This window comes from Stenotrophomonas sp. YJH_SMC_12-1, assembly GCF_059370935.1.
Map to the genome: position 1 here is coordinate 418,629 of NZ_JCAFUD010000002.1, position 14,451 is coordinate 433,079.

Sequence of the window (14,451 nt, forward strand, 5' to 3'; positions counted from 1 at the left end):
GCATGGTGCCCCCTGGCCAGGCGCACTTACAGCAGTGCCTTCAGCCGATACAGCGCTTCCAGCGCCTGCTTCGGCGTCAGTTCGTCCGGATCGATCGCCGCCAGCGCTTCCTGCGCCTTGCTGGATGGCGCCGCGAACAGCCCGAACTGCTGCGGGGCATCCAGCGCCTGCGGCGCCAGCTCGGCGGCGTGGCTTTCAGCGCCGCGCTGTTCCAGCTCGGCCAGTCGACGCCGTGCCTGCGCCACGGTGGCGCGCGGCAGGCCGGCCAGTGCGGCCACCTGCAGGCCAAAGCTGCGGTTGGCCGGGCCGTCCTTCACTGCGTGCATGAACACCAGCGCTTCGCCGTGCTCGACCGCGTCCAGGTGCACGTTGGCGATGCCGCTGCGGCCGCCCTCGTGCTGTTCGTCGGCCAGCGCGGTCAGCTCGAAGTAGTGGGTGGCGAACAGCGTGTAGCAGCGGTTCTGGTAGGCCAGGTGGCGGGCCACCGCGTCGGCCAGCGCCAGGCCATCGTAGGTGGAGGTGCCACGGCCGATCTCGTCCATCAGCACCAGCGAATGGGCGGTGGCGTGGTGCAGGATGTAGCTGGTCTCGGCCATCTCGACCATGAAGGTCGACTGCCCGCGGGCGAGGTCGTCGCCGGCGCCGATGCGGGTCAGGATGCGGTCGATCGGGCCGATCACCGCCCGGCTGGCCGGCACGAAGCTGCCGATGTGGGCCAGCAGCACGATCAGCGCGTTCTGCCGCATGTAGGTCGATTTACCGCCCATGTTCGGGCCGGTGATGACCAGCATGCGACGGTCCGGATACAGGTCCAGGTCATTGGGTTCGAACGGCTGTTCGCGTACCGCTTCGACTACTGGATGGCGGCCGCGTTCGATCTTCAGGCACGGCTCGGCCTGCAGCTCCGGGCGCGCCCAGTCCAGCGCCTGCGCGCGTTCGGCGAAGGCGGCCAGCACGTCCAGTTCGCTCAGCGCAGCGGCACACTGCTTCAGCGGTTCCAACTGCCCGCCAAGGGTGTCCAGCAGCTGCTCGTACAGGTACTTCTCGCGCGACAGCGAACGGTCGCGCGCGGACAGCACCTTGTCCTCGAATGCCTTCAGTTCTTCGGTGATGTAGCGCTCGGCATTGGTCAGCGTCTGCCGGCGGGTGTAGTGCACCGGCGCACGATCGGACTGGCCCTTGCTGATTTCGATGTAGTAGCCGTGGACGCGGTTGTAGCCCACCTTCAGGGTGGGAATACCGCTGCTCTCGCGCTCGCGCAGTTCCAGGTCGACCAGGAACTGGTCGGCATGGGTGGACAGCCGGCGCAGCTCGTCCAGCTCTTCATCGAAGCCATCGGCCAGCACGCCGCCGTCGCTCAGCTTCAGCGGCGGCATCTCGGCGATGGCGCTGGCCAGCAGCTGCGCGCACGCGTCGTGTTCGCCCAGCGCCGCGTGCAGGGCCTGCAGGCGCGGCGAGTCCAGCGGGGCCAGCACTTCGCGCACCGCCGGCAGCAGGCCCAGGCCGTCACGCAGGGTTGAGAAATCGCGCGGGCGCGCCGAGCGCAGCGCGACGCGGGTGAGGATGCGTTCCAGATCGCCGAGGCGGCGGAACTGCTCGCGGATGTCGGCGTCCGCACCGCGATCGATCAGGGTTTCCACCGCGTGGTGGCGCTGCACCAGCACCTCGCGCAGGCGCAGCGGGCGGTGCAGCCAGCGGCGCAGCAGGCGCCCACCCATGGGTGTCACCGTGCTGTCGAGCACGCCCAGCAGGGTATTGCGGGTATCACCGTCGACACGCGTGTCCAATTCCAGGTGGCGGCGGGTGGCGGCGTTCATCGCGATCGCCTCGCCGGCGGTTTCCATCGCGATCGAAGTCAGGTGCGGCAGGCGCTGCTTCTGGGTTTCCTCGACATAGCCGAGCAGGGCGGCGGCGGCGGCGGTGGCACGGGGCTTGTCATCGATACCGAAGCCGCTCAGATCGTGCAGCTTGAAGAAGTTCAGCAGCTGGCGGCGGCCGCTGTCCGCGTCGAACAGCCAAGGCGCACGGCGGCGCACGCCGGTGCGCTGGCGCAGGAACTCCGGCCAGTTCTCCTCGTCGGGCACCAGCAGCTCGGCCGGCTCCAGCCGTGCCAGCTCGGCTTCCAGGGCGTCGTCGGTTTCCACCTCGTTGACCAGGAAGCGACCACCGGCCAGGTCGGCCCAGGCCAGGCCGTAGCCCTGCTTGCTGCGCGACAGCGCCATCAGCAGGGTGTCGCGGCGCTCGTCCAGCAGCGCTTCGTCGGTGACCGTGCCGGGGGTGACGATGCGCACCACCTTGCGTTCGACCAGGCCCTTGGCGAGTGCCGGGTCGCCGATCTGCTCGCAGATCGCCACCGACTCGCCCAGCGCCACCAGCCGTGCCAGGTAGCCTTCGTAGGCATGCACCGGCACGCCGGCCATCGGGATCGGCGCGCCGCCGGAGCTGCCACGCTGGGTCAGGGTGATGTCGAGCAGCCGCGCGGCCTTGCGCGCGTCGTCGTAGAACAGCTCGTAGAAGTCGCCCATGCGGAAGAACAGCAGCAGGTCCGGGTAGTCGGACTTGGCTGCGAAGAACTGCTTCATCAGCGGGGTGTGATCCTTGGACGCCTTGGCGTTGCTGGTGTTGTCTTTTGTATCAGTCACTTGGGGCGTTTCGCGTCTTGGGCAGGGCGTCGGGGCGTGACCACGCGCAGGCATGGCCGGAGAGGTCATTAGTGTAGCGACCTGGGGCGGTCGATGATCCGCGGCACCCGCGCTGGGCCTGGAGGCTGTCCGTGTGCCAACGCCTGCGCCCCTGCCCCGGCACTTTGGTTGATTTCCCCAGGGTCCCACGGTAGTGTCAGCCCCGGCGATCTCCGCCAAGCGGCCTCCATGGAAAACGGGGCGACTTGTCCCCGGGCGGGCGTTGATGGAAAGAACAAGCATGACTGCAGCCTGCATGGCCGCCGAACCTCGTTACACTTGGCGTACCGTCCTGCTGAGCATCCTGGTCGCCATCGTTCCGCTTGCCGGCTCCGCACCCTACACCTTGCTGAAGGCGGTGCTGCTGCTGGCCCTGCTGGTCACCGGCGTGGTTCTGATTCGCCGCCAGCCCGATGTCCGCCTGCGCTACCGCATCGCCCGGTTCATCGTGATCGTCTGCTTCCTGCGCCTGGCCTATGCCTTCTACAGCATCCTCTGGCACGGGCTGCGCTGGAACGAGCTGGATCTGCCGGCGCAGACACTGCTCTACCTGGGTACCGCTGCTGTGTTCGCCACTGCGCTGGACTGGCGCCTGATCTGGAAGATCTTCGCCGTTTCCACCCTGGTCTTCGGCGGGTCGTGCATCGTGCAGCACCACGTGATGGGTCTTGAACGCGCGCACGGTTTCAGTGGCGGCGAATGGACGGCCATCGAGTTCACCATGGTGACGCTGTGCATGGCGTTGTTCTCGGTCATCCGGTTGATCCAGCCCAATGTGCATCCGGCCGAACGCTGGCTGCACGGCGTGGCCATCGCCGTCGGCGTCTACGGTTCGATCCTGGCGCAGAGTCGCGGGCCGATCCTGGCGTTCATTCCCGCCATGCTGATGGTGATTGTGGTGCACGTCCGGCGAACCCGGCGCTGGCGGGGGGCACTGGTCTTCGTCGGTGCCTTGGCCATCGGCGTGGTCGGCGCCACCTCGGTGCTGAACCACGAGGTGATCCAGCGCTTCGGTGAGGTCAGTGGCGAGATCTCCGGCTTCAACCAGGAAAAGGAGGTCGGCTCGGTCCGCGAGCGCATCGCCATGTGGGGCGTGGCGGTCGACGCCTTCGCCGAGCATCCCGTGGCGGGGGTGGGCCTGAACCAGTTCGGTACCTATGCACGTGAGGGCATCGCCCGCGGCGAGGTGTCCGAGTCGATCTTCCGCTACAACCACCCGCATAACGAGTACCTGGAAGCGGCGGTGACCGGTGGCGTGCCGTTGCTGCTGATCATGCTGCTGGTCTTCATCCTGCCCGGCATTCATTTCGTGCGGCGCCTCGGCCACGCCGACGACATCACCGCGACGATCGCCATCGCCGGACTTGCCGTGGTCATCGTCTATGCGCTTTCGGCGTTCACGGACAACGTGTTCTACCGGGCGATGCCGCATTCGTTCTATTTCTACCTGGTGCTGGGCTTCATGATGGCGACCGCCTTGCCGGCGCGTAATCTGCATCGGCCAGGGAGTCCGTCCTGATGGCGCATATCCATCTACTGGCCGCCGACAACCAGCGTGGCCTGTCCCATGACATCCAGGTGATCGAGCGCTCATTGCAGCAGCTCGGGCACACGGTGACGGTCAGCCGTCTGGACGCGGTGCGCAATGGTGGTGCCTGGAAACTGCGCGGGATGCGCCTGCGCAGGCTGCTGGCCTCGTGGCTCAGCTTGGGGCGCACGCCGGCCCGGTTCGACATCAACATCTCGCTGGAGCATGTCCGGCCGGCAAGCTTTGGACTGGCCGAGGTCAATCTGTTGATTCCGAATCCGGAATGGGTGTCCGCACGCAGCCTGCGGATCCTGCCGCGGTTCGATGCGTTGTTGACCAAGACCGAAGAAGCCACGCGCATCTTCAACGCACTGGGCATGCGCGCGCTGGAAGTCGGTTTCTGCAGCCGTGACCGCTACGACCCAGCGGTGCCGCGCAGACCGCGCAGCTTCCTGCATGCGGCCGGTACCAGTCGCATGAAGGGGACGGCTGCACTCGTCAATGTCTGGAAGCGGCACCCTGAGTGGCCCTTGCTGACCATCCTGCGCGGCGGCCCTTCGGACGAAGATGAGGGCGGGGCCGCGAACCTGCGGATCGTCCGCGAGCGGCTGCCCGACCAGGAGGTGCAGCGCCTGCAGAACGAACATGCGTTTCACCTGTGCCTGTCGCAGACCGAAGGCTGGGGCCATTACCTGGTGGAAGCGATGAGCTGCGGCGCGGTGGTGATCACCTGCGACGGCGCGCCGATGAACCAGATGATCGACGACAGCCGCGGTATCCTGGTCGCCGCGCACGAGGGCGAGCCCTGCCATCTGTCCAGAACCTGGCATGTGGATGAGAAGGCGCTGGAACAGGCCGTCGAGCGTGCGCTGGCGATGGATGAGGCCGAGTGGACCCGGCTGGGCGCCAATGCACGCGCATGGCACTTGGCCAGCGAAGTGGCGTTCCCACGCCGTCTGGGCGAGGCCCTGGCCAAGCTTTGAGCTGATGGGGGCTGGTTGCTGCAGAGTGCTCAGCCTGGCACCAGGGTGATCTGCGGATGGCTGCCGAAGATCTCCATGACGATCTCGAAGTAGGCCTGTCCCTGGCCAATCGACAGTGCCGTCAACTGAGGCTGGATGACCGGACCGTTGAACCTGCCGTCCTGATCGAGTTTGGACCGCAGCCAGGCGCGCGTGGTCTCGCGGCCCAGTGCCTCGCGGCCGTGGGCGATGTCACGCCACACCATCGTGGTGGCGGCATGACCGGCGAGCGCGCCGTAGCTGCCGTGCAGCGGGTCATCAAGCGCGTCCAGGCTTGCGCCCAGCTGCCAGTCTTCGTTGGCCATGATGTCGTTGATGGACGCGCCTTCGATGTGTGGGATCCGTGTCATCTGCAGACTGTAGCCCGCCCGGGCGACGGTTGTGTCCGGCGCAGATAATCCGGGCCGCCTTGGATGGGGTAGGCGTGATTATGGTGTCAATTTGTGTAATTTTCATCGGGCGCTGGCGTGTCAGTGGCATTCGGTAATGATGTGGCGCCATTATTGGTCGCTGCATTTTCTGACTGCCTGCACAGTTCCATATATTTGGATCGGTCCATATATAAAGTCCCGTAAAGTTTCCCTCCGCTGCGCCGTCACCCTTCATACGGCCATGATCAAGGGAATTGAGATGCTCGCCTTACGCAACCTCCGAGTGGGATCCCGGCTGGGTGCCGGGTTCGGTTTGCTGCTGCTGTTCATCGTGGCCATCGTTGGCCTCGTGCTGTACGGAAACCACCTGAAGTCCGCCCAGTTCGAGAAAGTGGTGGACGTCAACATGGTGAAGATGCGGCTGTTGAACGACATGCTGGATACCAACAACGCGGTGCTGATGCATCGCCGGCTGATGGTGATCAAGCGCGGTGAGGATTTCGACAAGGATTATCAGAAGGCGCAGGAGCTGTCGCAGACCTACGACGGTATCTGGGCCAAGTACATCAAGATTCCACGCGACGCCACTGGTGATGCCCTGGTGGCGAAAATCGACGCGGCACGCAAGGCCACCGACGCCTCCACCCTGCATCTGCACGAGCGCATGAAGGCCGGGGATTTCGACGGTGCAGCCAAGGAGCTGCTCGCCGAGCACGGCTTGGCCACCGCATGGAATGGGGCGATCTCGACCCTGCTGCGGCATCAGGAGACACTGACCGAGCGCAGTCGCGAGGAATACCGTTCAACCGAATCCTGGACCGGCACGTTGTCGATCGTGTTCGGCGTGTTGAGCCTGGTACTGGGCTCGCTGGCCGCGTGGGCCATCACCCGCAGCCTGACCCGTCCGCTGGAAGGTGCGGTGAAGCTGGCCGACGGCATCGCCAACGGGCGGCTGGACAGCAGCATCGACGCGTCCGGCAACGATGAGGTGACGCAGCTGCTCAGGTCGATGCAGCGCATGCAGGCGCAGTTGCAGTCGGTGATGGCGGCGCAGGGTGAACTGGCCCGCCAGCACGACGCGGGCAGCCTCAGCTATCGCATGGACGAGAGTGCTTTTCCTGGCGACTACGGGCGCATGGTGCACGAGACCAATGCGCTGGTCGGTTCGCATGTGCAGGTGCAGAACCGGCTGATCGAAGTAATGAAGCATTACGCCCGCGGTGATCTGTCAGTGGACATGGATCCGTTGCCGGGCGAGAAGGCCGCAATCACCCAGGCCATGGACGAAACCAAGACCAGCCTGTCGGCGATCAACGGTGAGATCCGCCGGCTGGCGACGGCCGCAGCCGCCGGCGACTTCAGCCTGCGCGGCGATGAAGATCGCTTCGCCTATGATTTCCGCGACATGGTGGCCGGGCTCAATCGCCTGATGCAGACCACCGACGAGAACCTGGTGCAGGTGTCGACCCTGCTGCAGGCGATCTCGCGCGGTGACCTCACTGTACGCATTCAGGGCGACTTCCACGGCGTGTTCGCCCGCATGCGTGATGACTGCAACGCCACCGTCGATCAGCTCAAGCAGATTGTCGGCCGTATCCAGTCCAGCGCGTCCAGCATCAACCTGGCGGCAGGCGAGATCGCTTCGGGCAACACCGATCTGTCGCGGCGCACCGAGCAGCAGGCGGCGAACCTGGAAGAGACGGCTGCGTCGATGGAGGAACTGACCTCCACCGTGAAACAGAACGCCGAGCACGCACGCCAGGCTAACCAGCTTGCCATCGGTGCGCATGGCGTCGCCTCACAGGGCGGCGAGGTGGTCGGCCAGGTGGTCACCACCATGTCGGCCATCGAAGCCTCGTCGAAGAAGATCGCCGAGATCATCAGTGTCATCGACGGCATCGCGTTCCAGACCAACATCCTGGCCTTGAACGCGGCGGTGGAAGCTGCGCGTGCCGGCGAGCAGGGGAGGGGCTTTGCGGTGGTGGCCAGTGAGGTGCGCACGCTGGCGCAGCGCTCGGCCGGTGCGGCCAAGGAGATCAAGGGCCTGATCGAGGATTCGGTCGGTAAGGTCGCCGATGGATCGGCGCTGGTTCGTCAGGCCGGCACCACGATGGGCGAGATCGTGGCCTCGGTGCAGCGCGTGACCGACATCATGGCAGATATCTCTGCCGCCTCGCAGGAGCAGAGCTCTGGTATCGAACAGGTGAACCAGGCGGTGGTGCAGATGGACGAGACCACGCAGCAGAATGCGGCGCTGGTGGAAGAAGCCAGCGCGGCGGCACGCTCCATGGAGGAGCAGGCCAACCTGCTGGCCGAAGCAGTTTCGGTGTTCCGCACGGGGGCGGTGACCGCCGCCGCAGCGGTCCGCCCGGCGCTGGCAGCCGTGGCGGCATCGGTTGCACCGGTACGCCGGCCGGCGGTGCTGCCGCCGCGGATGGAACCGACGCTGGCCGCCAATGCGGGCGGTTGGGAAGAGTTCTAGCAGAGGGCAATGCCGGTAGGAAGACAGCGCCTATCACGCTGGCTGATCGTGATGAGCTCGGATTTCTTCCTGAACGCGCGATGGCCGATGAGGCGGCGGACACGCGCATTTCACTTCCGGTTGCCAACCGCAGGAGGACACTTGCGCCATACCGGAACTCAGGAGATGGCCATGAAGACCTCGACCCGATTGCTTGTGCTGGGCACGCTGCTGGCGGCTTCGTCGGTGGCCGGTGCGCAGACGTATGGGCCGCGCGATGAGGGACGCAAGTTCAACGACGGCAGTCGCGTGGTCTGCAAGAACGTGGAAGTGCAGCGCAACTCGCGCGATCCGAACCGCATCACGGGTACCGCTACCGGCGCAGTGATCGGCGGCCTGCTGGGCAACCAGGTGGGCGGCGGTAACGGCAAGAAGCTTGCGACGGTGGCCGGCGCTGTGGCCGGTGGTGCGGCCGGCCGCCAGATCCAAGGCAACCAGCAGCAGAAGAACGGTGACCGCGTGGTTGAACGTCGCTGCGAACGCGTCTACCGCTGATCGATCGCCGAAGGCCCCCGTTTCCCCTTCCACACCGCAGTACCCGAACGCCGGCCCCACGCCGGCGTTCTTCGTTGCAGAAAAAAGGGGACGGAGGGAATTAAGTCGCAATCCCCCAACCTTGCCGTTTACGACTTAATCCCCTCCGTCCCCTTTTTTGCGAGGAGGCGCCAGGTGGCGAGGCTGCCGTAGAGCAGCAGCAGGACGGTGAGGGTGATCAGTTCGTGGCTGACGTCGGCCAGGCTGGCGTCCATCTGGTTCAGCCGCACCATCAGGTTGATGCCGGAGGTGGTAGGCAGCAGCTGCGCCAGCCAGACCAGCGGTTGCGGCGTCATCACTGCCGGCCACGACAGGTTGGCCAGGAAGAACAGAGGGATCGAGGTGGCGATGATGTACTGGAAGGCGCGTTCGCGGGTGCGGAAGAAGCTGCCGACGAACAGACCGAAAACCACGGTAGCGGCGATGAACAGGGTGCCGCCCAGCAGCTGGCCCAGTGGGTTCCCGCCGCGCGGATAGTCCTGCACCCAGGCGGTGAACCCGGCGTACCAGAACAGGCCGAACAGGCCGATCAGGCCGAAGCCCATCGCCATGCCGGCCAGGGTCGGGAGGTCGAAGCGCAGGCGCCGGCCGAGTGCAAGACGACGACCACCGAGCAGCACGCCGATGCCCATCAGCAGGGTCTGGTGTACGATCAGCTCAGCCACACCGGGCACGATGGCGCTGCCATAGCCTTCCTGGGTGTTGTACAGCGGGCGCTGCACCAGGGTGACCGGCGGCGCCTGTGGCGCGCCCATGAAGGCGGCCTGGCCGACCACGGCGTCACGCCCGAACGCGCCCAGTGCATCGGCCACGCTGCCCAGCACCCAGCTGGCACGGCCCAGGTAGGCGCCGTTGCCGAGCAGCACCAGCTTGGCCGGGTGGCCGCGCAGGATGTCGCGCTCCAGGTTGGCCGGGATCAGCACGATGCCTTCGGCATGGCCGGCTTCCAGCTGCTGACGCGCACTGTCGATGTCCGCCGGTTGCCCGACCACGTGTGCGACGCGGAGCGCATCGAGCTTGCGCAGCAGTTCGCGGCTGGTCGCGCTATGGTCTTCGTCCACCACCAGCACCGGCAGGTTGCCGGCCACCTGGTGCCGGTAGGCGGCTGGATAGAAGAACGAATACAGGATCACCGCACCGACCATCACCACGATCGCGTAGCGGTCGCACAGCACCGCCGTCAGGGTCTGCCGCAGGCTGCGCCAGAGCACGCTCATGCGTCAGCTCCCGCAGGCTGCGCGGCTTTCGGCGTGCGCGCAAAGGCGATCAGGCGCAGGCCGCCAATGCCTCCTGCCACCACCGCCATCAGCAGCAATGTGGCCAACGGCCACACCGAAACCTGCAGCGGCGAACCGATGAACTGCTGCTGGGTCTGCAGCTTGATGTAGGCGCTGAGTGGCAGCAGCTGATGCCAGATGCGGGTGAACAGGGGGCCATCCAGCACTGGGAAGGTAGCGCTGGAGAACGCCAGTGCGGTGCCGATGCTGAGGCCGACCGCGGACAGCGCGGTACCCATGTCGCGGGTGACGCCGACGAAGAACAACGCGTAGGCGGCCGTGGCCAGGTAGAACAGTGGCTGTGCGAGCAGCAGCAGGAGCACGCTGCCGGCCACACCATCGCCGCGCAGCCAGGCGAGGTAACCGATGCCGAGCGCGCCATACAGCGAAAACAGCAGGATGTACGGCGCGACCTTGCCGGCAATCGCCGACCACGGCGTTCGACCCAGCCAGGCGGGCAGGGTGCCGTCGCGGATCTCGCGGCCGAGGCTGCCGGCCACCGCAAGTGCCAGTACCAGCGACAGCACGGCTGGGAAGATCAGCGGTAGCAGGAACAACTCGTAGCTGCGCGCAGGGTTGTACAGGATGTCCGACTGCACCGCGATCGGTGCCGCACGCAGCTTGCCGGGGCCGACCTGCAGGCCGATGCGTTCGCGCAGCAGGCGTGCGTTCCAGGCCGAGACTGCGTCGCCGATATCGCGCGACGCAGATTGGCCGGTGGTCATGTAGGTGGCGTTGTAATAGGCGAACACCGTGCCCTGGCGTCCACGCAGCGCCTGCCGGGTGACATCGCGCGGCACCAGTACGATGGCAAACACGTCCAGCCTGCGCAGCTGCGAACGCGCGTCCTCCAGGTCCGCCGGCTGGCTGGCGATGCGTACGCCGGGGCTGGCATCGAGCATGCGCAGCAGCAGGCGGCTGTCACTGCTGTGGTCGAGGTCGACCACGGCAATGGGGATGTCGCGCATCACCGACGGCGAGAACATCCACGCCATCACCGCCAGCATCAGCAGGGGCAGCACGGTGACCAGCAGCAGGTCGGCACGGTTGCCGCGCAGCGACTGCAGCTCGCGCCGCCACGAAGCAGCGAAGCCGTTGCGGTCCGGGCTCAGTGCTGGGGCCATGCAAACAGCACGCTCATGCCGGGGCGGAAGCCCTCGATGCGGCGTACCGGGCGCACCCGCACCTCGAAACTGCGGACGTCGTAGCCGGACGACTGGCGGGTGGTACGCCAGGTCGCATAGTCGCCGGCAGGGTTGATGAAGTAGACCTCGAACTCGCCGTCCAGGCCGAGTGCCGGCACGTTGCCCTGCAGCTTGCTGCCGATCTTCAGGCCCTGCATCTGTGATTCGCGCAGGTTCATCGCCACCCACATGCGACCGATGTCGACCAGGGTGAATACCGGGTAGCCGGCCGGCACCAGTTCGCCCGGGTCGGCCATGCGCTTGTTGATCTCGCCCGCCACAGGCGCGCGTCCTTCGACTTCGGCACGGGCGGCGTTGACTTCGGCCACCGCGCCCTGCGCCTGCTGCACCTGGCCCTGAGCGGCACGCTTGTCCTGCTCGCGTGCGCCGGCCAACGCCATGTCGTACTGCGCGCGCGCGGCACGGGCCAGTTCGCGCGAACTGGTGGCCTGGGCATGCGCTTCATCGCGCTTCTGCCGGGTCATCACCCCTTCGTTGAACAGGTTCTGCACGCGCTGGTAGGTGGCTTCGGCCAGCGTTGCACCGGCTTCGGCGCGCTTCCAGTTCGCTTCGGCGGCGCGGATGTCTTCGCTGCGCGCGCCTTCGTCGGCCTTGTCGGCCACCGCCTGTGCGGCGGCCAACGCGCCGTGGGCCTGCTGTTCCTTGGCGGCCACTTCGGGGCTGTCGAGCAGGAACAGCACCTGCCCGGGCTGCACGCGGTCGCCCTCGCGCACCTTCAACTCCGCCACGCGCGCGGTGATCTTGGCGGCCACGTTGATGGTGTCCGCGTCGGCCATGCCCTGGATCTGGTCGGCCGGGCTGCGCCAGGCCAGCCACAGGCCGAGCACCACCGCGACCAGCAGCACCACTACCAGGATCGGGCCCAGGCGGCGCTTGGCCGGGGGTGTTGTCGCATCGTCGTGCAGCACATCACTCATGGTCGATCACCTCGTCCGCACGGCGCCGGAATTCTTCAAAACGGTCCATCTGTCCACTGACCTCCAGCAACTGCGCCAGCGCAATATCGTATTGGTAGGCGGCCTGTGCGCGCTCTACACGGGCACCGCCCAGGCCGAGCCGCGCGTCGATCACATCCAGCGAGGTGGCCTGGCCCTCGCGGAACGCCAGCTCCTGCAGGCGCAGGTTTTCCTGTGCCTGGGTGATGCTGCTGTCGAGCAGCACGTACTGCTGGCGCGCGGTCTCCAGTTCGTTCCAGGCCTTGCGCACGCCCAGCGCGACCTGGTTCTCGGCCTCGCGCAGGCCCGCTTCGGCCTGGTCCAGCTGCGCGCGCGCGGCGCTGATCTGTGCCGGCCGCGAGTTCGGCGACAGGAAGGTGTACTTCAGGCCGATACCAAACGCCCAGTCCGGATCGGTCAGCATTTCGTCGCGGCGGCGGAAGTCGTACTGGCCGAAGGCAAAGATCTGCGGTTTCAGCTTGGCCTGCTGCACGCGCACGCCCTGTTCGGCCTGCGCCACCATGGCCCGCAGGCGTGCGATCTGCGGCTGGCGCGCCTGCGCAGTACGCTCGAAGCTGGCTACCGGTTCCAGCGGCACGCGCTGCACGAACAGCGGCGAAACCGGCTGCACCTCGCCCCCACTGCGCAGCAGCGTGGCCAGCGCGGCCTTCAGCGTGGCCAGGTCGTTCACTGTCTTCTGGTATTCGCGCTCGGCCTTGTCGCGGGCCACGGTGGCCTGAAGGCGCTGCGCGCGGGTGGCGAAACCCTCGCGTTCCAGCTTCTCTGCATCGGACAGGTGGCGGTTGAGGCCATCGCGCACGTCACGGCGCACGTCCACCGCCTGCTCGGCCAGGCGCTGCCCGAAGTAGGCCTGGGCCAGCTGCACGATCAGCGATTGACGTTGTGCTTCGCGCTCGGCGCTGGCCTGTTCGTGGGCGGCACTGGCCGCACGCTGCGCGGCCGGAATCACGCCGCCGGTGTACAGCGGCAGCACCGCGGTGACCACTGGACGGGTGCGCCAGTCGCGCTCGGTGAACGACAGCGGCGAATCGATGCCGAAGGCTTCAGCCACCGGCGCCAGTGAGCCCAGCGGCAGAGTGAGCGTCTTCTGGAACTGCAGGCGGCGCACTTCGCCGGTGATCTCCGGCAGGCGAAGCAGCCGGGTGGCGTCCTGCAGGTCCTGCTTGTTGCGAACGGCTGCATCGGCAGCGGCCAGCGCATCGGAGACCTGCTCCAGGCGTTGCCGCGCCTGTTCCCAGTCCAGTGCGGGTGCATCGGCACTGCTCTGCGCTGCCGCCGCAAGCGGCAGGCAGGCTGCCAGGGTCAACGCGACTTTCGCGCTGTGCATCCTTGTACGTCGGCCGATCACGCCCATGCCGTCCCAGTGGTAAAGAAGTGCGCAAACGGTAGTGCGCATGGTGTGAAGCCCGGGTCTGCGGTCATCGGTCTTTCCTCAACGAAGGGTGCCGCTGGCCGCAGTACGCAGCGCCTGGGTGATGTGCTGCAGCGTGCTTGAGCGCACGGCGGCATGCTGCCAGTACAACGGCACATCGAGCCAGCGGCGGGGTTCCAGTACCACCACGCGGCCGGCGCGCACAGCGGGCGCGGCCAGGGTTTCCGGGGCCAGGCCCCAGCCGAGTCCGCACGCGGCGGCTTCGACGAAACCGGTGGAGGAGGGCAGGTAGTGTAGCGGCGGCTGCAGCCGCGCGCGGGTCAGGCGACGCACGAAGCGCCACTGCAGTTCATCTTTGCGGTTGAACACCAGCATCGGCGCGCGTGCCAGTGCCGTGGCGTCCATGCCATCGCTGAAGTACTGGCGGGCGAAGCCGGGCGAAGCAATCGCTTGGTAGCGCATGGCGCCGAGCGGGTGCACGTTGCAGCCCTTCACCGGCTGGCTTTCGGCGGTGACCGCACCCAGCACGCTGCCGTCGCGCAGCAACCGCAGGGTGTGGTCCTGGTCGTCCATGCGCAGGTCGAACAGGTAACCATGGCGCTGGTGCAGGTCGGCGATGGCCGGCACGAACCACGTATCGAGCGAATCATCATTGACCGCCAGCGGGATCGGGGTGCGCGCAGCGTCGCTGCTGCCACGCTCGGGTAGCAGCTCGGCCAATGCCTCGGCCTCCAGCGCCTGCATCGGTCGCACCCGGCGCAGCAGCGCCTCACCGGCGGCGGTGGGGCGGCATGGCGCCTGGCGCACCACCAGCACCTGCCCGAGCCGGTCTTCCAGAGCCTTGATCCGCTGCGACAGTGCTGATGGGCTGATCGACAGGCGGCGTGCCGCAGCCTCGAAGCTGCCTTCCTCCAGCACCGCGGCAAACGCGGCCAGTTGCGGGTGTACCAGGTCCATGCCGGTGCCTCTTCAGTTTTCCTGCAC

11 protein-coding genes are annotated in these 14,451 nt (G+C 66.8%); 4 read left to right on the forward strand and 7 right to left on the reverse strand.

Translation table 11 applies throughout. The annotated features are described in order from the left end of the window. Positions 1–26: 26 nt before the first annotated feature. Entirely contained in the window at positions 27–2,696 is a 2,670-nt protein-coding gene (gene mutS / locus AC5P8Y_RS05510) for a DNA mismatch repair protein MutS (RefSeq protein WP_395760186.1), read from the reverse strand. A 226-nt stretch (positions 2,697–2,922) separates the two neighbouring features. On the opposite strand from mutS, the gene AC5P8Y_RS05515 reads away from it, so the two are divergent. Continuing rightward, positions 2,923–4,200, forward strand: coding sequence for an O-antigen ligase family protein (locus tag AC5P8Y_RS05515; RefSeq protein ID WP_033834494.1), 1,278 nt, complete (start codon positions 2,923–2,925; stop codon positions 4,198–4,200). Continuing rightward, positions 4,200–5,192, forward strand: coding sequence for a glycosyltransferase (locus AC5P8Y_RS05520; protein WP_049404756.1), 993 nt, complete (start codon positions 4,200–4,202; stop codon positions 5,190–5,192). Before AC5P8Y_RS05515 ends, AC5P8Y_RS05520 begins: the two co-directional genes overlap by 1 nt. A 29-nt stretch (positions 5,193–5,221) precedes the next feature. On the opposite strand, the gene AC5P8Y_RS05525 is transcribed toward AC5P8Y_RS05520, so the two are convergent. Then, positions 5,222–5,581 carry a barstar family protein gene (locus AC5P8Y_RS05525; protein ID WP_033834496.1) on the reverse strand — a complete coding sequence of 120 codons (360 nt, stop codon included), beginning with the start codon at positions 5,579–5,581 and terminating at the stop codon, positions 5,222–5,224. A 280-nt stretch (positions 5,582–5,861) separates the two neighbouring features. On the opposite strand from AC5P8Y_RS05525, the gene AC5P8Y_RS05530 reads away from it, so the two are divergent. Next, positions 5,862–8,084 carry a methyl-accepting chemotaxis protein gene (locus AC5P8Y_RS05530; RefSeq protein ID WP_049404799.1) on the forward strand — a complete coding sequence of 741 codons (2,223 nt, stop codon included), beginning with the start codon at positions 5,862–5,864 and terminating at the stop codon, positions 8,082–8,084. A gap of 165 nt (positions 8,085–8,249) precedes the next feature. Further along, positions 8,250–8,618 (forward strand): glycine zipper 2TM domain-containing protein, encoded by a 369-nt coding sequence (locus tag AC5P8Y_RS05535; RefSeq protein WP_032965667.1) that lies wholly within the window; start codon positions 8,250–8,252, stop codon positions 8,616–8,618. Positions 8,619–8,746: 128 nt separating this feature from the next. On the opposite strand, the gene AC5P8Y_RS05540 is transcribed toward AC5P8Y_RS05535, so the two are convergent. The 5 genes from AC5P8Y_RS05540 to AC5P8Y_RS05560 all read right to left on the reverse strand — a co-directional run bounded on the left by AC5P8Y_RS05540 (position 8,747) and on the right by AC5P8Y_RS05560 (position 14,424). Continuing rightward, entirely contained in the window at positions 8,747–9,874 is a 1,128-nt protein-coding gene (locus AC5P8Y_RS05540; protein WP_049404758.1) for an ABC transporter permease, read from the reverse strand. Further along, positions 9,871–11,058 (reverse strand): ABC transporter permease, encoded by a 1,188-nt coding sequence (locus AC5P8Y_RS05545; RefSeq protein WP_033834498.1) that lies wholly within the window; start codon positions 11,056–11,058, stop codon positions 9,871–9,873. Before AC5P8Y_RS05545 ends, AC5P8Y_RS05540 begins: the two co-directional genes overlap by 4 nt. Continuing rightward, positions 11,043–12,056, reverse strand: coding sequence for an HlyD family secretion protein (locus AC5P8Y_RS05550; RefSeq protein ID WP_049404760.1), 1,014 nt, complete (start codon positions 12,054–12,056; stop codon positions 11,043–11,045). The genes AC5P8Y_RS05545 and AC5P8Y_RS05550 overlap by 16 nt, the downstream gene beginning before the upstream one ends. Then, complete coding sequence (locus tag AC5P8Y_RS05555; RefSeq protein ID WP_049404762.1) at positions 12,049–13,449, reverse strand: TolC family protein; 1,401 nt, start codon at positions 13,447–13,449, stop codon at positions 12,049–12,051. The genes AC5P8Y_RS05550 and AC5P8Y_RS05555 overlap by 8 nt, the downstream gene beginning before the upstream one ends. Positions 13,450–13,527: 78 nt before the next feature. Continuing rightward, a complete protein-coding gene (locus tag AC5P8Y_RS05560; protein WP_012479551.1) occupies positions 13,528–14,424 on the reverse strand; it encodes a LysR family transcriptional regulator ArgP in 897 nt (298 codons plus the stop codon). Positions 14,425–14,451 lie beyond the last annotated feature (27 nt).